The organism is Bartonella massiliensis (assembly GCF_902150025.1).
Taxonomy (GTDB): Bacteria; Pseudomonadota; Alphaproteobacteria; order Rhizobiales; family Rhizobiaceae; genus Bartonella; species Bartonella massiliensis.
The window spans coordinates 59,498-77,372 of the sequence record NZ_CABFVS010000001.1 but is presented as its reverse complement, the minus strand read 5'-3'; the positions used below and the strand labels follow the sequence as shown (position 1 = coordinate 77,372).

Annotated in this window: 16 protein-coding genes; 13 read left to right on the top strand and 3 right to left on the bottom strand. The window is 38.0% G+C overall.

Annotated features, from left to right (window positions below):
* Positions 1–66 precede the first annotated feature (66 nt).
* Positions 67–1,143, bottom strand: coding sequence for a polyprenyl synthetase family protein (locus FNZ60_RS00300; protein ID WP_142415789.1), 1,077 nt, complete (start codon positions 1,141–1,143; stop codon positions 67–69).
* Between the two features lie 179 nt (positions 1,144–1,322).
* Here FNZ60_RS00300 and FNZ60_RS00295 point away from each other — a divergent pair, with 179 nt between their 5' ends.
* The 7 genes from FNZ60_RS00295 (at position 1,323) to FNZ60_RS00265 (ending at position 8,246) form a co-directional block, all read left to right on the top strand.
* Entirely contained in the window at positions 1,323–2,111 is a 789-nt protein-coding gene (locus tag FNZ60_RS00295; RefSeq protein ID WP_142415788.1) for a tRNA1(Val) (adenine(37)-N6)-methyltransferase, read from the top strand.
* A 190-nt stretch (positions 2,112–2,301) separates the two neighbouring features.
* Positions 2,302–3,150 carry a S49 family peptidase gene (locus tag FNZ60_RS00290; RefSeq protein WP_142415787.1) on the top strand — a complete coding sequence of 283 codons (849 nt, stop codon included), beginning with the start codon at positions 2,302–2,304 and terminating at the stop codon, positions 3,148–3,150.
* Between the two features lie 244 nt (positions 3,151–3,394).
* Positions 3,395–4,303, top strand: a complete 909-nt coding sequence (locus tag FNZ60_RS00285) for a 4-(cytidine 5'-diphospho)-2-C-methyl-D-erythritol kinase (RefSeq protein ID WP_142415786.1) — start codon at positions 3,395–3,397, stop codon at positions 4,301–4,303.
* A 253-nt stretch (positions 4,304–4,556) separates the two neighbouring features.
* A complete protein-coding gene (locus FNZ60_RS00280) occupies positions 4,557–5,198 on the top strand; it encodes a ribonuclease HII (RefSeq protein WP_142415785.1) in 642 nt (213 codons plus the stop codon).
* Positions 5,195–6,157 carry an L-threonylcarbamoyladenylate synthase gene (locus FNZ60_RS00275; RefSeq protein WP_142415784.1) on the top strand — a complete coding sequence of 321 codons (963 nt, stop codon included), beginning with the start codon at positions 5,195–5,197 and terminating at the stop codon, positions 6,155–6,157. Before FNZ60_RS00280 ends, FNZ60_RS00275 begins: the two co-directional genes overlap by 4 nt.
* Before the next feature lie 2 nt (positions 6,158–6,159).
* The gene (locus FNZ60_RS00270; protein ID WP_142415783.1) at positions 6,160–7,569 is read left to right on the top strand and encodes an FAD-binding oxidoreductase; all 1,410 of its coding nucleotides are present in this window, start codon (positions 6,160–6,162) and stop codon (positions 7,567–7,569) included.
* A gap of 149 nt (positions 7,570–7,718) precedes the next feature.
* A complete protein-coding gene (locus FNZ60_RS00265) occupies positions 7,719–8,246 on the top strand; it encodes a DUF6101 family protein (RefSeq protein WP_142415782.1) in 528 nt (175 codons plus the stop codon).
* Positions 8,247–9,448: 1,202 nt separating this feature from the next.
* Here the strand turns inward: FNZ60_RS00265 and purD are convergent.
* Positions 9,449–10,723, bottom strand: coding sequence for a phosphoribosylamine--glycine ligase (gene purD / locus FNZ60_RS00260; RefSeq protein WP_142415781.1), 1,275 nt, complete (start codon positions 10,721–10,723; stop codon positions 9,449–9,451).
* A gap of 90 nt (positions 10,724–10,813) precedes the next feature.
* Between purD and ubiA the strand changes: the two genes are divergently transcribed.
* On the top strand, positions 10,814–11,818 hold the full coding sequence (gene ubiA / locus FNZ60_RS00255; RefSeq protein WP_142415780.1) for a 4-hydroxybenzoate octaprenyltransferase: 1,005 nt from the start codon (positions 10,814–10,816) through the stop codon (positions 11,816–11,818).
* A gap of 535 nt (positions 11,819–12,353) precedes the next feature.
* Here the strand turns inward: ubiA and pdxH are convergent.
* Positions 12,354–12,977 (bottom strand): pyridoxamine 5'-phosphate oxidase, encoded by a 624-nt coding sequence (gene pdxH, locus FNZ60_RS00250; protein ID WP_142415779.1) that lies wholly within the window; start codon positions 12,975–12,977, stop codon positions 12,354–12,356.
* Positions 12,978–13,308: 331 nt separating this feature from the next.
* Between pdxH and FNZ60_RS00245 the strand changes: the two genes are divergently transcribed.
* The 5 genes from FNZ60_RS00245 to FNZ60_RS00225 all read left to right on the top strand — a co-directional run bounded on the left by FNZ60_RS00245 (position 13,309) and on the right by FNZ60_RS00225 (position 17,773).
* Complete coding sequence (locus tag FNZ60_RS00245; protein WP_142415778.1) at positions 13,309–14,211, top strand: DnaJ C-terminal domain-containing protein; 903 nt, start codon at positions 13,309–13,311, stop codon at positions 14,209–14,211.
* Between the two features lie 127 nt (positions 14,212–14,338).
* The gene (fabI, locus tag FNZ60_RS00240) at positions 14,339–15,157 is read left to right on the top strand and encodes an enoyl-ACP reductase FabI (RefSeq protein ID WP_142415777.1); all 819 of its coding nucleotides are present in this window, start codon (positions 14,339–14,341) and stop codon (positions 15,155–15,157) included.
* A gap of 146 nt (positions 15,158–15,303) precedes the next feature.
* Positions 15,304–16,392 carry a chorismate synthase gene (aroC, locus tag FNZ60_RS00235; RefSeq protein WP_142415776.1) on the top strand — a complete coding sequence of 363 codons (1,089 nt, stop codon included), beginning with the start codon at positions 15,304–15,306 and terminating at the stop codon, positions 16,390–16,392.
* 15 nt (positions 16,393–16,407) lie between these two features.
* The gene (gene ribB / locus FNZ60_RS00230; RefSeq protein ID WP_142415775.1) at positions 16,408–17,511 is read left to right on the top strand and encodes a 3,4-dihydroxy-2-butanone-4-phosphate synthase; all 1,104 of its coding nucleotides are present in this window, start codon (positions 16,408–16,410) and stop codon (positions 17,509–17,511) included.
* A gap of 7 nt (positions 17,512–17,518) precedes the next feature.
* Positions 17,519–17,773 carry an exodeoxyribonuclease VII small subunit gene (locus FNZ60_RS00225; protein ID WP_142415774.1) on the top strand — a complete coding sequence of 85 codons (255 nt, stop codon included), beginning with the start codon at positions 17,519–17,521 and terminating at the stop codon, positions 17,771–17,773.
* The last annotated feature ends 102 nt before the right edge of the window (positions 17,774–17,875 follow it).

Sequence of the window (17,875 nt, the reverse complement as noted above, 5' to 3'; positions counted from 1 at the left end):
TGATTGTGTCGTTTATAGATCATATCTCATTACTTTGTTGAGAAATACTGTGATTCTTGCAAAGAATCAGTTTACGCGCGCAATACAAAACTCAACAGTTTCAACGAGAGCATTGTAAGCAGGATTTCTATTCATAGGAATAAGAGCATCAATAGCATGTTTTCCATAGATACGTGCTTGTTCTATGGTATCTGCAATGCTATCACATTTTGCCATTAAGTTTTGTGCATGTGTAAAGGCTTCGTTATTGTTATTGCCGTCTTCAAGCGCTTGTTTCCAGAATTTTTTCTCCACCATACTCCCACGCTCATATGCGAGAATAACAGGCATTGTAATTTTTCCTTCTCTAAAATCATCGCCTATATTTTTTCCTAAATTTTGAGCACTACCACTATAATCAAGGGCATCATCAATCAATTGGAAAGCTAAACCTAAAGATGTTCCATATTCACGTAATGCAGAACGCTCTTTGTTTCCATAACCAGCAATAATGGGGCCAACTTCAGCTGCCGCTGAAAATAGTGCTGCGGTTTTTGCATTGATGATTTTGAGATAATCTGAAGGACTAGTTGTGATATTGTTTGCAGCAGAAAGTTGTAAAACTTCTCCTTCAGCAATAATTGCTGCTGCGTTTGCTAGGACAGAAAGCGCTTCCATGGAACCGACATCAACCATCATTTTAAAAGCTTGCCCTAACAGGAAATCCCCCACAAGAACACTTGCTTGATTTCCCCAAATCATCCGTGCCGTGGATTTTCCACGTCGCAAATTACTTTCATCAACCACATCATCATGGAGCAATGTTGCTGTATGCATAAATTCAACAGCTGTTGCGAGTTTTATATGCCCATCACTTTGATAACCGAACATATGAGCAGAAGCGAGTGTGATCATTGGGCGTAATCGTTTTCCACCAGATGAAATAAGATGATTAGAAATTTCAGGGATCATTTCAACTTCTGATTTTGCCATAGAGAGAATAAATTGGTTGACGCGCTCCATATCTTGTTGCGTAAGATTGACAAGAGACTGCAGAGAAATTTGATTATTTCTTATTGGTTCTGTTTCGATAGCTACACTCAATATATTTACTCCTAGAGTATTGCAATGGACATATCTAAAAATTATTTTATTGACTAGCATAAAGGGGGTTTTGTTTTGACTCAAGCTTTTGATGACGTTTTAAAATGTAAGATTGGAATGGTATTGGCAAGAAATGTTCTTTAGCGTGTGTAATGTTATTGTTATGAAATGATAAAAAAATTAAAACAACCGCTGAATGACAAAAGGGTGGTTTATAAAGGTGAATATTAGACTTTTAAATGGATAAAACAACGAATCAGAGTGGTGAAACAATAGACAGTTTTCATCGTGGAAAATTTTATTTGGTTCAACCCTATAAACAGGGTCATCGTTCTGGGATGGATGCGATGTTATTAGCCAGTTTGGTTCCCAGTCATTTAAAGGGCAAAGTTGTTGATTTAGGGGCAGGTAGTGGAGCGGCAGGGTTGGCTGTTGCTTCGCGTTGTTGGCAAGTTCATGTTACATTGGTTGAACGCTCATCTTTTATGGTATCGTATGCTCAAAAAACGCTTATGCTAAAACAAAATAAACAACTTGCTGACCGAATTTGTTTGCTAGAAGCCGATGTTACCTTGAGAGGGAATGCGCGTATAAAAGCAGGTTTGATAGACAATAGCTTTGATTTTGCAATTATGAATCCACCTTTTAATAATCCTACGGATCGCAAAACACCTGACAAGCAAAAATCTGAAGCACATGTTATGCCTGAAGCGATGTTTGAGAACTGGTTACGCAGTGCAGCAGCAATTGTTAAGCCAGGGGGATACTTAGGACTCATTGCACGTCCACAATCACTGACAGATATTTTACGTGCTTTAGAGGGGCGTTTTGGTGGTATTTGTATCATTCCTGTGCATGCGCGTGCCAAAACAGCAGCAATCCGCCTTTTATTTTATGCAAAACGAGGAAGCAGAGCTGCATTATCTATTTTACCGGCATTGGTTATCCATGAAAGTAATGACCATACTTTTTCGCCACAGATTGATGCAATTAATAATGGATATATAAGCTTGTGGGAACTTTTTTAATGGTCTCTTGTGTTTTCCAGTTTATTATTTAAAGTCTAAACTTTGTTACTAGGGAGATTTTGATTTGTGGGAAATTGTATTTCTGATTTTCATGTGGGGATTGATTGGCTTTTTTGGATACTATCGTATTCTTCCTTTTTGTTGTTCTTGCCTATTTAATTATTCTTAAAATTAAGGAGATTCTGTTTTGATGGATGTTATCAAAAATTTTATTCCACAGCGTTTTTCTTCCAATAAACTTGAAATTCCTGTTGTTCGCCTTCAAGGGGCCATTATGGATTCATCAGCATCTATATCGCGTACCCTTTCTCTTAGCAGATATGCAAATATTCTAGAGAAGGCTTTTGCGCACAAAAAAGCACCAGCTGTTGCACTTATTATTAATTCTCCAGGTGGTTCTCCAGTACAGTCGCGTTTTATCTTCAAGCGTATTCGTGACTTGGCAGAAGAAAAAAATAAAAAGGTTCTTGTGTTTATTGAAGATATCGCAGCCTCTGGTGGTTATATGATTGCTTGTGCGGGGGATGAAATTTTTGCAGATCCTTCTTCGATTGTGGGTTCCATTGGGGTGGTTTCAGCTTCCTTCGGTTTTCCAGAACTTTTGAAGAAAATTGGTGTCGAGCGTCGTGTATACACAGCAGGAAAGAACAAAGTTTCATTAGATCCATTTCAGCCGGAAAAAAAGGCGGATATTGAGCATTTGAAATCTCTCCAACTTGAAGTGCATCAAACTTTTATCGATTTAGTTAAAGAACGGCGTGCGGCAAAATTATCAGATGATTCTAATCTCTTTACAGGAATGTTTTGGAGTGGAAAAAAAAGTGTTGAACTTGGTCTGGTTGACGGATTGAATGATGTACGTTCTGTTATTAAGGAGCGTTTTGGTAATGAGGCAAAACTTCGACTTATTACACCTCCAAAAAGTTTTTTAGGCCCTAAAATCCCTGCAGGAGTAACGGCTCATACGGTTTATACAGCTATTGATAGTGCATTGATAGCAGCAGAAGAGCGGGCACTTTGGCAGCGTTACGGTTTGTGAGGGAAAGAATTTTTCGAGTAAGGAAGATTTTTATCTAAAAATAGATGTTAGAAGAAACAAGCTTGAAATGATACGAATGAGAATATGCCATTTATTTTGTGTGAGAGCTCTCCATAATATTTATTGTTTGTTTAGAAAAAAGTTAGAATATTTCGAATTCGAACTAGTTGATAGGTCTGATACTAATATGGGTACAAAGGGGGATTGTTGTAAAATCACCCTGTAAAAATGAATATGACGTTATATGATACCGGATGTACAAGTTTCGTTTCAAAGACATTCTTATGTGTTTACACCCATTAAATTGAACTTAGCTCTGCATGTTGTAGGGCAACGTGCTGATGGTTATCATCTAATAGAAAGTTTGGTTTATTTTAGTCTTAGCGGTGATTGTCTACACTATGCACCTTGTGAAAGTGATCAGTTTGTTTTAACGGGACCATTTGCAAAAGAGCTTGTGTCTCATTCAGACAATTTGGTTATTCGCGCACGGTATTTTATGCATAAGACTTTTCCTGAAAGTGCTCGACCTGCTTTTTTTCGACTTGTAAAAACACTTCCTATTGCTTCAGGCATTGGTGGTGGTTCAGGCGATGCTGCTGGGGTTATCAGTATATTACGTCAACAGTGGAATCTTGATTGCTCTTGTGAAAAATTAGCAAAAATGAGCTTAATTCTTGGTGCTGATGTTCCTATGTGTCTTTTTGCATTGGAATATCAGCAGCCACTTTTGGTTAAAGGGATTGGCCAAGAGATTATACGACTAAAAGAAGCCTGTTCTCTTGCGCTAGTCTTGGTTAATCATGGACAAGAGATTTCAACACAAGCTGTGTTTAAAGCGTTAGACAAGCGTCATCATCCTTCTTTAAAAATTGATCCCGTTGCTTTAAAGAGTGTTGATTCATTGGTTGAAGCTTTACAAGAAACGCGAAATGATCTTTTTGCCCCTGCTTTTAAAATAGCACCTCAGCTTGCTGAAGTGTTATCTGTATTAAATGAGAGTGGGGCGCTTTTTTCTCGTATGTCTGGAACAGGGGCAACGTGCTTTGGCATTTTTAAAAGTCAACAAGCAGCGCAACAGGCAGCTCTTTTTATCAAGTCAACGCACCCAAACTGGTTTGTAAAACCGATTATGACGTTAGGGACTATTTGAGAAATAACGATAAAAGCTTTTATTTTTTCATGATTTTTTATACCCAATGGGGAGGGGAAACAAAGAAATGTATTTTTTTGTTTTTCAGATAAAACAAATACATGCTAAAATGCTCTTTGTTACCTATTTTTTTAATCTTTTGTGCCAAGAATTTTCAGAATGCTTGAAGAGCTATTAAAAACTGTAACATTTACAAAAAATAAGCAGGTTACAGAAATAGATGGATATTTGTTGTATTTGTGATTGATCAAAGATGTTGAATTTGCCGCTTCAACCAAATTTTTCGTGCGAATTAGATTTGCAAAACCAAGGTTTTTTGCATATAGCAGGGGTTGATGAAGTAGGACGGGGGCCTCTTGCGGGGCCCGTGGTAACGGCCGCAGTTATTTTGGATAAAGAGTATATTCCTGATGGGTTAAATGATTCAAAAAAGCTCTCTTTTCTTCAACGGAGTAGGCTTTATTATGAAATCTTGCAAAGTGCCTTAGCGGTTTCAGTTGCTAGTCTTTGTGCCCATACAATTGATCAATCTAATATTAGAAAAGCAGCTTTAGAAGCAATGCGTCGTTGTATTACTGGGTTAGCTGTTCCAGCTCACTACGTCCTTGTTGATGGACGTGATATCCCCTCTCGGCTGTTCTGTCCCGCAACGGCGTTAATTAAGGGGGATCAGCGGTCGGTTTCAATTGCAGCCGCATCTATTATTGCGAAAGTAACGCGTGATCGGATGATGGAATGTGCAGGGCAAGTTTATAAAGGGTATGGTTTTGAGAAGCATGTAGGGTATGGGACACTCGTTCATCGTACAGCTCTTGATAAAAATGGTCCAATTTTAGGATTACATCGTTATAGTTTTGCGCCACTCAAAGAGCGTTATAGGAATGATGTATCATGACGATTCGACCTCTCAATAGAGCTTCGATAAAAGAAGCAATAGCGCTTCTTGAACAAGGCAGGTTGGTAGCGTTACCAACGGAAACTGTTTATGGATTAGCGGGTGATGCAACCAATGGAAGGGCACTCTCTTCTATTTTTTCTACAAAAAAGCGTCCGCAATTTAATCCTCTTATTGCGCATGTTAACGGTATCGAAATGGCGGAGCACTATGTTGAGATTGATTTTCTTTCACGCCAATTAATGGAAGCGTTTTGGCCCGGTCCTTTGACATTGGTTTTACCTTTAAGGAAACAACATAATATCCATCCTTTAACGACTGCTGGTTTGAATACATTGGCTATTCGTTTTCCAGACAGTCGTTTTGCGGAAATTGTACAATGTTTTGGCCGTCCACTTGCAGCGCCTAGTGCAAATCAATCGGGGCGTCTTAGTCCTACTTCGGCTGAAGCTGTTTTTGCATCTTTGGGGGAAGCTGTTCCTTTGATATTGGACGGAGGACCCTCTCAAATAGGGCTTGAATCGACGATTATTAAGATTTGTGGTGAAAATGTTTATCTTTTGCGTCCAGGGGGGCTTGCGGCTGATAAAATTGAAGGAGTTTTGGGAAAGCCTTTAAAACGGATCGATCAAAGGGCGGCGATTGAAGCTCCAGGGATGTTAAAGTCACATTATGCTCCCAATACTGCGATTCGTTTGAATGTAGAAAAGGTGGAAAATGGTGAAGCGCTTTTAGCATTTGGTCCAAAGCGCGTTATGGGGGCTGAAAATGCCATTTTTATTTTAAACCTTAGTGAGGAAGGAAAGTTGGAAGAGGCAGCTTCTCATTTATTTCAATACATGAAGGAATTGGATTCATTGAAAGTGAGATGTATTGCCGTAGAACCTATTCCATCATATGGATTAGGGGAGGCGATCAATGATCGTCTTATACGTGCTGCGGCTCCAAAGGAGAAATGAACATGGAGCAGGAGTTAATTGAGAAATTTACTAAAATTGTTGGTGCCAAGCATGCGATAACAGATCAATCCTTGATTGCACCCTATTTGCTTGAAGAGCGAGGGCTTTTTCATGGAAGAACACCCTTACTTTTACGTCCCTCTTCACCGCAAGAAATTTCATTAATTATGCAGCTCGCAAGCCAAACACGTACACCAATTGTACCTCAGGGTGGAAATACAGGTCTTGTCGGGGGGCAACAACCAGATGATAGCGGAAACAGTGTTATTTTATCCATGGAGCGATTAAATAAGATTAGAGCAACAAATCTTGAGGGGAATTTTGTTGTTGTAGAAGCTGGAGTTATTTTACAGGATTTACAAAAAAAAGTGGATGAATTAGGTCGTTTTTTTCCTCTTTCTTTGGCATCTGAAGGTTCTTGCCAAGTAGGGGGAAATCTTTCATCGAATGCTGGAGGAACAGCTGTTTTAGCTTATGGCAATATGCGTGATCTTTGTCTTGGTTTGGAAGTTGTTTTACCCGATGGCCGACTTTTGGATGATTTGCGCTTTGTTAAAAAAGACAATAGCGGTTACGATTTGAAAAATCTTTTTATTGGTGCGGAAGGCACGCTGGGTGTTATAACCGCAGCCGTTTTAAAGATTTTTCCAAAAATAAAAGGAAAAGCTGTTTCTTTGGTGGGATTACATAGTCCCGCAAAGGCTCTAGAATTTTTATCTCTGGCTCAAGAATATGGAGGAGGGATGGTGACGAGTTTTGAGCTTATGGGAGATCTCAGTTTGCAAATGGCTTTAGATTATAAGATGTGTGAGAAGTCTCCTCTCCAGCAGAAACATGAATGGTATGTGTTGATGAATATTTCATCGTTGCAAGGTAATGATGAGGCGTTATCTGTGTTGAGTGTTATTTTAGAAAAAGCTTTAGAGAATGCGATGATAGAAGATGCAGTTATTGCGCAATCTTTAAAACAACAAGAATTTTTTTGGCAATTGCGAGAAAGCATATCACCAGCACAAAAGTTAGCGGGAGGGTCTATTAAGCACGATATTGCCGTACCACTTGCTTCCATGCCTGATTTTATTGCTAAGGCAGCGCTTATTATTGAAGAGATTTCTCCAGGGGCACGGGTGGTTTGTTTTGGACACATGGGCGATGGAAATTTGCACTATAATATTACGCAGCCTATTGGTGCTGATCCTAAAGTCTTTTTGAAATTATGGTCAAAAATGAATCATCACATTCATCGTTTAGTGATGGACTATCAAGGTGCATTTTCTGCTGAGCATGGAATTGGTCAGCTTAAGCGTGAAGAACTTCGTTCTTTTAAATCGCCTGTCGCATTGGATATTATGCAAGGGATTAAAAAAACACTTGATCCTTTAGGGATAATGAATCCTGGAAAAGTCTTATGATTCAAGAATAATGAATTTTATCATGTGTTTTTGTTTAGATTTTAATAACCAAAAAAGAAACCAGTTGTTTTTTTATTCAAACTTTTAATAATTCAATGAGGAAAAGCTGCTAAAAGGGTATGTATTTAAGATCAATTGGGACACTATATATGGCTAATCAATGCTTTAATCAGGCAAAAGCGGTGCTTGAATTTCGGTTAGATCCGTGCCATTTGCCACAAACAACGACATATTTTTCATCCAAAACGGGCAATCAGGTTATTTGTTCGTTAAATGAGCGTGGCGTTTTTTTTAAAACGGATACACCTTCAAGCATATCGCATTTAATACCTCCTTATCATTTTAAAGGAATTGCAGCACGTACCGTAAAAACACGTTCAGGAGAAAGAGCTGTTGCATTAGAGTTACTTCATGCAGATGAAGAATCTTGTATCCCGCTTTTGGTTTCTAGAGATTTGAATAATGTTCTTTTGGATTGGCGATTATGGGCGGACACTTATGGTCTCCCCATGCTGATGATTAATGAAGATAATCGCATTGTTGTTGTAAAAGATCGTTCTGATTTACATCGATTTTTTTGCACAACGCGTCATTCTAAACAAAAGCATTTTTTACTTCGTTATAGCAATCCGTTAGGTTTGCGTTTGGTTATTGCAAATCAAATTGCACTTCAGTAACATTCATATGCATTCATTTTTATACGACCATAAGCATTGATTTTGTTGGGCCGTAAAATGCTCTTATTTAGTGCGGTGATATAAGTCATGCAAGTGTTGCGCATGAAGTGTTTTTAGAAGATGTGGTGAATATTCGTTAAGTTTTGTTATTGGTTCTTGTGTAAGTGAAGTACATGGGTGAGAATTAAAAGGAAGCCACTCAATAAGAGATTCTAACTTTTTACAAATCGAATAGGGTAGGCGTTTTTATTCTTCAAGGCGGTGAGAAAGTTAGTGATTGTAATTAACTGTAAATGAGAGATTTTGACAGTACCATTTTCAGAAAATATACAATTTATATATCCATTTTTTGTTGTAAAAATCGAAACGCTTTTTTCAGGTCGGGGAGTTTTTGCAACAAATAGGATAATTTGTTGGCAGTATAAATTTTTGTTTTTGTCACATCATTAAAGCAGGAGCAGATTTCTGTAAGTATTTTTTTACTTTGTTTTTTATAAATCAAGTTTATGGATTTATAAAAGATACCTCATCATTTTCTTATTGAATGAGAGATATGAATATCGTAGGCTTTTTTTATTTAAAATCCTCTTAGAAATAATCAAAATGATTGCCTTGCACGTTAACAAGGAGGGGATACTCATGTGGATGAAGACCATTAAAACAGAGCAAAAACTCTCTGATAAATTTTCTAGATAACAAGGGTTATCGTCACATTGGACGTTGGATACAATGATGGTATCTTTTTTTATTCAATAAAGAGAGCAGAATGGACTTATACTCTTCACGGTTAATAGCGTGAAATGGGAAAAAGAGCATGAAAGCTATTGCTTTTTGCGCAACTAACATGAAGTGCGTTTTTGGGGAACATTTTATTGTCTGAAGAAGGTAGAATTGTAGTAAGAATGCGATAAATGAAAATGCATGATATTTATCTTGAAGGTTTAATAAGAAAAAAATTTTTATAAAATGGGTAAAAAACGCGTTTAAAGTCTATAAAAGAGTGAAATAATCAGTTTTTATTACAATTGCACTTTCAAAAAAATCTTCTTTTCACAGAAGTCGATATTTCCTTTGAATATTTTATTTTTAAAAGGAAAATATACTGTTTTTTCCAAAGTTACGGTCAACATAAAACGGTGAGAAAATTTGTGTCTCACGTTCTTAAGAGAAAGAAACAAATCGCAAAAAGAATAGCAAAAGATTTAGTTTTCTCGTGCAATAGCGCGCCATCCAATATCACGACGGACAAAGCCTTCTGGCCAATCAATACAATCAACAGCTTCATAAGCACATTTTTGTGCGTTGGTAATCGTTTTTCCTGTTGCTGTTATATTGAGAACACGTCCACCATTTGCAATAAGTTCTCCATTGCGCAATGCGGTACCAGCGTGAAAAACTTTCACATCGGGAAGCGTGTTTACTTTATCAACGTTACGAATAACAGTTCCTCTTTGGGGGGAACCTGGATAACCATTTGCGGCCATAACAACAGTGAGAGCCATTTTTTCAGACCACTGAAGAGGTTTATTTTCGAGCCTTCCTTGAGCTGCGGCAAGAAATATCGGTAGAATATCATCTTTGAGACGCATCATTAAAACTTGACATTCAGGATCGCCAAATCGTACGTTAAATTCAATGAGTTCGGGGCCCCTTTGTGTTATCATTAATCCGACGAAGAGAATGCCTTTAAAGGGGGCGCCCATTTCATTCATGCTTTTTAAAGCGGGTTCAACAATTTCCTTAAGGGTACGATTTACCATTTCTTCGGTCATAATGGGTGCAGGTGAATAAGCCCCCATTCCACCAGTATTTGCTCCCGTATCTCCATCCCCCACACGCTTATGATCTTGAGCAGATCCAAAGGGAAGGGCAATTTTACCATCACAAAGACAAAAGAAGCTTGCTTCTTCACCTTCAAGAAAGGCTTCTACAACAATTTTGTTTTCTGCATCGCAGGAGGCACTTTTGAAACAAGCATCAATGGCGTTCAATGCTTCTTCCATGGTTGTTGCAACCACGACACCTTTGCCAGCTGCTAAGCCATCCGCTTTAATGACAATGGGAACACCTTGTTGATGAATGTAAGCTTTGGCTTGAGCTGCATCATTAAAACATTGGTAACTTCCTGTAGGAATGTTATTCTTGCGGCATAAATCTTTTGCGAAAGATTTTGAACCTTCCAGTTGAGCAGCTTTTTGAGTAGGACCAAAGACACAGATGTTAGCGCTATTAAGAGAGTCGGTTATACCGGCAACCAATGGTGCTTCTGGTCCTACAATTACAAGATCAATAGAATGTGCTTTACAAAATTCAATAACAAGGGGGTGATCATTAATATCTAAATTAATATTTTCACCAAATTCTGTTGTTGCAGGATTTCCAGGAGCGCAATATAATTTTGTGAGCAGTGGTGACGCTGCGATTTTCCACGCTAAAGCATGTTCTCGTCCACCTGAGCCAATAAGAAGAATATTCATTGCTTGCTCCTCTCATAAAAGATGATTAATTTCATCTTCTTCTCATAAGAATGAAATGTCTCTATCGCAAGACTAAAGGTAAATCATTTGATGAAAAAAAATAAAAATATTCCTCATGTTCAGTCCTATGATAGTCAAGGACGGGTTATGGATGCATCTTCTAAACAATGGGTCTATAATTTTCTTCCCAGTTCTTTATGGTTTTATGCTCAATTGGCGCGTTGGGATAGGCCCATCGGATGGCAATTGTTGATGTGGCCTTGTTTTTGGTCAACAACAATGGCTTTTCTCTCTTATGACATGCATTATGAGTCTCTTTTATCAATGTTGTTTCATTGGGTTTGGTATCTTTTTCTTTTTTTTCTGGGATCCATTGCTATGCGAGGGGCAGGGTGCACTTGGAATGATCTTATTGATCATAAAATCGATTCTCAAGTAGAGAGGACACGTTCTCGTCCCTTACCGACAGGTCATGTGAGTCGGTTTCAAGCAAAAATTTTTATACTTGTGCAATGTTTGGTTGGTTTAGGTGTTTTATCACAATTTAATAGGTTTAGTTTTTTTCTAGGTATTTCATCATTGATCGCTGTTGCGCTTTATCCTTTTATGAAACGCGTAACCTATTGGCCGCAGTTTTTTTTAGGGATTGCATTTAATTGGGGGGCATTAATGGGGTGGGCTGTTGTGTTTGGAAATTTAAGCTGGGCACCCATTTTACTTTATGTGGGATCAATCTTATGGACGATAGGATACGATACAATTTACGCACATCAAGATAAAGAAGATGACGCGACGATAGGTGTCCGTTCTACAGCACTTCTCTTTGGTAATGGAACCAAGCAAGCTTTAGTCTTTTTGTATGGTGGTTTTGTCCTATTCGTGAGTTTAGCATTTTATTTGGCGAAAGTACCTCTATTGAGTTTTTTGGGAATTTTTGTGGCAAGCATCCATATGTTTATTCAAATTAAAGTCATCGATATCGATAATAGTTCACAATGCCTTAGGCTTTTTAAATCTAATTCATTGATTGGTTTTGTGATTTTTGCTGGTTTAGTCTGTGGTGGTCTATGGATGATATTTTATCCTAAAGTTTAACAACATGTTGGATAAAGTCACATATTCTGTAATGATGGTGAGAGAAATGAAAACTCAAAGATATTTTCTTAAAGTTTATAATTCTTTTGAATTTTCAAAGTTTATTTGTATTTTATGATGAGTTTTGTTTCAGAGCTTTTTGGATAGAAAGAATGATTTTATCAAATTTTATTGAAATAAAAATAAACTTTTAAGAGGGATGAATTTTTTTAATTGAAAGTGCACTTTCTATTTATTCATTAGAATCAAAATATATAGGACTATTTTATTAATCTAGGTTTCATTTAAATATCACCGTTTTCCTTATCATAAGTGCAAAAGTCAAATCATCATTTTTGCTGATACAGAATTTTCTCTTTAAAATAAATTTGTCGTTAACCTAGCTATCAAGCGGTAGAAAATATTATCAACCAACGTTTATCGTAAAAATAAAATGCTTCTTTAAATGAAATAAATCATCTCTTTTTAGAATTTTACCAATAAAAAAATCATTTCATTGTTAGGAAAAAGCGCAGAATGATGAAGCTTGAAGGATTTAAGGGTAGAGTTTTTGTCTTTTCCAATTGCTATGTTCAACACAGTCGCGTGTAAAAAGCAGCCGATCATGTAAACGAAAAGGGCGATCAGACCAGAATTCTATAGAAAGGGGTTTAACACGAAAGCCAGACCAATAAGGTGGTCGTGGAATATTGCCTACAGCATAGCGCGCCGTATATTGAGCAATTGCTTTTTCGAGCACAAAACGATTTTCTAAGGGGTGAGACTGTTTCGATGCCCATGCACCAATTCGGCTGCCACGAGGGCGCGATTGGAAATAGGCATCGGCTTCCTGTTGACTGACTTTTTCAACAATTCCTCTTATTCTGATCTGACGACGGAGCGATTTCCAATGAAATCCTAAGGATGCTTTCATTGATTTTAAAATTTCTTGTCCTTTACAGCTTTCATAATTGGTATAGAAAACGAAGCCTTGAGGACTATAGTCTTTGAGAAGAACCATACGAACATTCGGGAGCCCTGTTTCGTCAACTGTTGCGAGTGCCATAGCATTTGGATCATTTATTTCGCTTATCGTTGCTTCTTCAAGCCACTTTGCAAAAAGTTCAAAAGGTTTTTGCATTTGCATAAAATGATCATCTGTTGGTATTTTATCGCTCATAGTTTCTCCAAATGTCAGTAAACATGGGCATTTTTTCATTTACTTTTTTATCAAGAAGTAAGGTAGCATTTTTTCTTATTTCCAAAAAGCGAATGTCTGCATATATTTTTCATGAGTATTTTTATGGTGTCTGCGTTATTTTTATCTTTAGCATAGATGATAATGAACTATATTAAATAAATATCTCATTTTATCTGGTATTTTAGTTTTTTGATAGACATATAAAGAAAAGAAGAAATTATTCTTTAGGATAGGTTGATAAATCTGTAAGGAATACTGAGCAACGTATCTGTTGATATTTGTAAAACGAAACAATTGAAAGAGGACAAATATGCGTGATCCCTACACGATTCTAGGTGTGGCACGTACCGCAAAACCGCAAGAGATTAAATCGGCATTTAGAAGATTAGCAAAGAAGTATCATCCAGATCATAATAAAAATGATGTAAAGGCTAAAGAAAAGTTTGCTGAAATTAATCAAGCTTATGAGATTATAGGTGATAAAGATAAAAAAGCACAATTTGACCGCGGTGAAATTGATATGGAAGGTAAACCGCTTTATCAAGCTTATGGCGCTGGTGAAAATTTTAGCAATAAACAAAATCCCTTTTCAGGAAGAGCGAAAGGATTTGATTTTTCTTCTTCAGGGGGGGCAGGTTTTGATGCGAGTGATATCTTTCGCGATCTGTTTGGAGGAGGCAGTAGCTTTTCAAATTCCGCACACTATAACCGTTCTCAACAAGGAGCCCATATCCGCGCTAATCTTACCATAACATTAGAGCAGATGGTTAGCGCAGAAAAGGTGGAAGCTGTTTTTCCTCATGGAAAAAAATTAAAAATTAAACTTCCAGATTATATTGAGGATGGGCAAACTATTCGTTTAAAAGGTCAAGGAGAAGAAGTGCCTCATGGGCAAGCAGGAGATGCGTTGATAACCATTCAGATTCAAAAACATCCTCGCTTTCGAGTTGAAGGAAGGGCGCTCCATCTTGATTTACCGGTTTCTCTTAAACATGCTGTTTTGGGGGCAAAAGAAGAAGTTAAGACGTTGGAGGGACGTGTGGTTTTAACGATTCCTGCTTGGTCAAGTTCTGATCGCGTTTTGCGGTTGAAAGGAAAAGGGCTTCGTTTAAAAAATGGTACAAGAGATGATCTTTATGTGCATGTTCGTATTATGTTGCCGGAAGATAAAAATGCTGCGCTAGAACAGTTTTTGCAGACGCAAAAAGGTTAATTTAAATTTTTTTATATATTAAAGCGTCGTTTTTGTTTGATTTTAATCCAATTACTTGAAGAAAAAGTTGACCTGTGTCATAGGCAGATGAATAATATTAATTTTAAGTAACAATGGGGCAGTGCTAATGGCTAAGGGTAATGGTTTATTGTGCGGTAAGCGTGGTTTAATTTTGGGATTGGCCAATAATCGCTCCATCGCTTGGGGAATTGCTAAAGCAGCGAGCGCTGCGGGGGCAGAGCTTGCTTTCACTTATCAAGGTGACGCAATGAAAAAGCGTGTTGAGCCTTTGGCTGATGAATTAAAGGGGCTTGTTTTTGGACATTGTGATGTTTCTGATAGCGCTTCTATTGATGCGGTCTTTAGAACCATAGAAAAGAAATGGGGTAAACTCGATTTTTTAGTTCATGCTATTGGTTTTTCAGATAAAGATGAATTAAGTGGTCGTTATATTGATATCAGCGAATCAAATTTTATGATGACCATGAATATTTCCGTTTATTCCCTAACGGCTTTGACAAAGCGTGCAGAAAAATTGATGCCAGATGGTGGTTCAATCTTAACACTGACCTATTATGGGGCAGAAAAGGTTGTTCCCAATTATAATGTAATGGGGGTTGCCAAAGCAGCTCTTGAAGCGAGCGTGAAATATCTAGCGGTAGATTTAGGCCCCCAAAATATTCGTGTTAATGCAATATCTGCTGGACCCATCAAAACGTTAGCGGCTTCAGGTATTGGTGATTTCCGTTATATTCTAAAATGGAATGAATATAATGCTCCCTTACGTCGTACGGTAACAATTGAAGAGGTGGGTGATTCTGCCCTCTATTTTCTTTCGGATTTGTCTCGTTCTGTTACCGGTGAAGTTCATCATGTTGATTCGGGTTATAATATCATCGGTATGAAAGCCGTTGATGCACCAGACATTTCCGTCGTTAAAGAATAAAGTTTGGTTTATAAGATTGTATTGGACAGCGGTGATTTGACCAATTTAAATCGGCCAAGAATATTTTGGCGTAAAGAGCTGTTTTGTGTAGAGCTCAACATGCGTTGTCGTTGTGTATATTTGACAAAGAAACGGATCTTTTTTTCATGTCGCATAATACATTTGGTCATTTGTTTCGTGTAACAACATGGGGGGAAAGCCATGGGGTTGCTCTTGGTTGTGTCATCGATGGTTGTCCCCCCGGAATTATTTTTACGCGTGCAGAAATTCAAGCTTATCTTGATAAGCGTAGACCTGGGCAATCCTTATATACAACGCAGCGTCTTGAGCAAGATCAAGTAGAAATTCTTTCAGGAGCGGTTGTTCAGGACGACGGAATAACATTCGTTACAACGGGCACACCAATTTCTCTGTTGATTCGAAATACAGATCAGCGCTCTCAAGATTATGGAGAAATCGCTCATCAATATCGTCCTGGTCATGCCGATTATACTTATGATGTTAAATATGGTATTCGTGATTTTCGAGGAGGAGGACGCGCTTCAGCACGTGAGACAGCAGCGCGTGTTGCGGCTGGTGCTTTTGCGCGTAAAATTGTTCCTGGTTTGGTTGTACGAGGAGCCGTGGTCGCCATTGGTCCCCATAACATTAATCGTGATCGTTGGGATTGGTCAGAAGTTGAGAACAATCCTTTTTTTACACCTGATGCAGAGATGGTTCAGATTTTTAGTGATTATATCCGTAAAATCCGTAAAGATGGTACATCTGTTGGCGCGGTTGTAGAGATTGTTGCGGAAAATGTTCCGGCAGGTTTAGGAGCCCCTATTTACGCAAAACTGGATCAAGACATTGCATCCTTCCTTATGTCCATTAATGCGGTCAAAGGGATTGAAATTGGTGATGGTTTTGCGGCAGCCCGCTTGAGGGGAGAAGAAAATGCTGATGAAATGCGGATGGGAAATGATGGAAAACCACTTTTTTTATCTAATCATGCTGGTGGTATTTTAGGGGGAATATCGAGTGGACAGCCGATAGTTGCACGTTTTGCTGTCAAACCTACGTCATCAATTTTAACGCCTCGTCGCTCTATAGATGTTGATGGTCATGATGTAGACGTTATAACGAAGGGTCGCCATGATCCATGTGTTGGGATTCGTGCCGTTCCTGTTGGTGAAGCGATGGTTGCTTGTGCACTTGCTGACCATTATTTAAGACATCGCGGTCAAGTTGGGTGATTGAGAAGGTGAATAATGGCGTATGATGAAAAAAAAATTGTTTCTGCACTTAAAGCTTTTGAACGCGGTAAAATTGTTGTGGTAACAGATGATGATGACCGTGAAAATGAAGGTGATTTAACGGTTGCTGCTGTCCATTGTACAGAAGAAAAGATGGCATTTATTCTTCGTCACACAACAGGTATTGTGTGTACACCTATGCCAAAAGAAGAAGCGCAACGATTTAATCTTACTCCTATGGTACAAGATAATAACTCTGCACACGGGACGCAATTTACGGTTACTGTTGATTATAAACACGGCATAACAACAGGGATTTCAGCGCACGATCGTACATTAGCGGTACGTAATCTTGCAAATTTAAATGCAAGTGCGGATGATTTTGTTCGTCCAGGACATGTTTTCCCTTTGATTGCGCATGAAGGGGGAGTTCTCATGCGTTCAGGTCACACGGAAGCTGCTGTTGATTTATGTAAATTAACTGGTTTACCGCCGGTTGGTGTTATTGGTGAGTTAGTCAATGATGATGGTAGTGTTAAACATGGTGATCAGATTAAAAAATTTGTACAAGAACATCGGTTGCATACCATAACGGTAGCAGATTTAATTGCTTACCGCCAGCGTAAAGAAATATTAATCAAGCATGTCGGAGAAATGCCGATTGAAACACCTGTTGGTCCCGCTATTGTTCAAAGTTATCAACTCCCTTGGGAAACCATTCAGCATATTGCCATTATTTTTGGCGATATCAGTGAGGGTAAGGATATTCCTGTGCATTTACATTATGAAAACATTATAAATGATGTTTTTTGTCAATCTTCAGATCTCATGGTTATGATGCAGCGTATGATGGAAAAAGAAAAACGCGGTGTATTTGTTTATTTGCGTGAAGGATCTGTTATAAAGTCAACTCTTGGCATTCAAAACATGGCAAGAGAGAGTTCAGAAAACCATGTGCAGGCGATTGAACGCGAAGAAGAATGGCGTAAAATTGGTTTAGGATCACAAATTTTAAAATATTTAGGAATAGACTCTGTTATTGTTTATGCTTCTAAAGAGCATCATTATGTAGGTTTAGAAGGTTTTGGAATTCGTATATCCAGAACAGATATTTTTTGAGGTTCATATGACAAAAGAGATACAAGAGGGGGATATTTCAACTTTAAGCTTTGAGCAAGCGCTTAAGCAACTTGAAGTTATTGTTGAAAAATTAGAGCGTGGCGATGTGCCTTTGGAACAATCTATTGATATTTATGAACGTGGTGAAGCGCTGAAAAAACATTGTGAAAAACTTTTGAAGGTTGCTGAAGCCAAAGTTGAAAAAATTCAGCTTTCACAGGAAGGTTCTCCGGAAGGAGTAGAACCACTTGATGCTCAATAATATTAAATATTTTTGGATATTTAAATTGTGGGACTGAAGAGATGCAATAATCCTAGTTTATAGAGAATGAAATTTATTGATTTCTTTTTTATAAAATAAGTT

What these genes read in the sequence shown, in the direction of transcription:
- FNZ60_RS00300 (WP_142415789.1), bottom strand. Translation starts at nt 1,143, where the DNA reads ATGCTAGTCAATAAAATAATTTTTAGATATGTCCATTGCAATACTCTA.
- FNZ60_RS00295 (WP_142415788.1), top strand. Translation starts at nt 1,323, where the DNA reads ATGGATAAAACAACGAATCAGAGTGGTGAAACAATAGACAGTTTTCAT.
- FNZ60_RS00290 (WP_142415787.1), top strand. Translation starts at nt 2,302, where the DNA reads ATGGATGTTATCAAAAATTTTATTCCACAGCGTTTTTCTTCCAATAAA.
- FNZ60_RS00285 (WP_142415786.1), top strand. Translation starts at nt 3,395, where the DNA reads ATGATACCGGATGTACAAGTTTCGTTTCAAAGACATTCTTATGTGTTT.
- FNZ60_RS00280 (WP_142415785.1), top strand. Translation starts at nt 4,557, where the DNA reads ATGTTGAATTTGCCGCTTCAACCAAATTTTTCGTGCGAATTAGATTTG.
- FNZ60_RS00275 (WP_142415784.1), top strand. Translation starts at nt 5,195, where the DNA reads ATGACGATTCGACCTCTCAATAGAGCTTCGATAAAAGAAGCAATAGCG.
- FNZ60_RS00270 (WP_142415783.1), top strand. Translation starts at nt 6,160, where the DNA reads ATGGAGCAGGAGTTAATTGAGAAATTTACTAAAATTGTTGGTGCCAAG.
- FNZ60_RS00265 (WP_142415782.1), top strand. Translation starts at nt 7,719, where the DNA reads ATGGCTAATCAATGCTTTAATCAGGCAAAAGCGGTGCTTGAATTTCGG.
- purD (WP_142415781.1), bottom strand. Translation starts at nt 10,723, where the DNA reads ATGAATATTCTTCTTATTGGCTCAGGTGGACGAGAACATGCTTTAGCG.
- ubiA (WP_142415780.1), top strand. Translation starts at nt 10,814, where the DNA reads ATGAAAAAAAATAAAAATATTCCTCATGTTCAGTCCTATGATAGTCAA.
- pdxH (WP_142415779.1), bottom strand. Translation starts at nt 12,977, where the DNA reads ATGAGCGATAAAATACCAACAGATGATCATTTTATGCAAATGCAAAAA.
- FNZ60_RS00245 (WP_142415778.1), top strand. Translation starts at nt 13,309, where the DNA reads ATGCGTGATCCCTACACGATTCTAGGTGTGGCACGTACCGCAAAACCG.
- fabI (WP_142415777.1), top strand. Translation starts at nt 14,339, where the DNA reads ATGGCTAAGGGTAATGGTTTATTGTGCGGTAAGCGTGGTTTAATTTTG.
- aroC (WP_142415776.1), top strand. Translation starts at nt 15,304, where the DNA reads ATGTCGCATAATACATTTGGTCATTTGTTTCGTGTAACAACATGGGGG.
- ribB (WP_142415775.1), top strand. Translation starts at nt 16,408, where the DNA reads ATGGCGTATGATGAAAAAAAAATTGTTTCTGCACTTAAAGCTTTTGAA.
- FNZ60_RS00225 (WP_142415774.1), top strand. Translation starts at nt 17,519, where the DNA reads ATGACAAAAGAGATACAAGAGGGGGATATTTCAACTTTAAGCTTTGAG.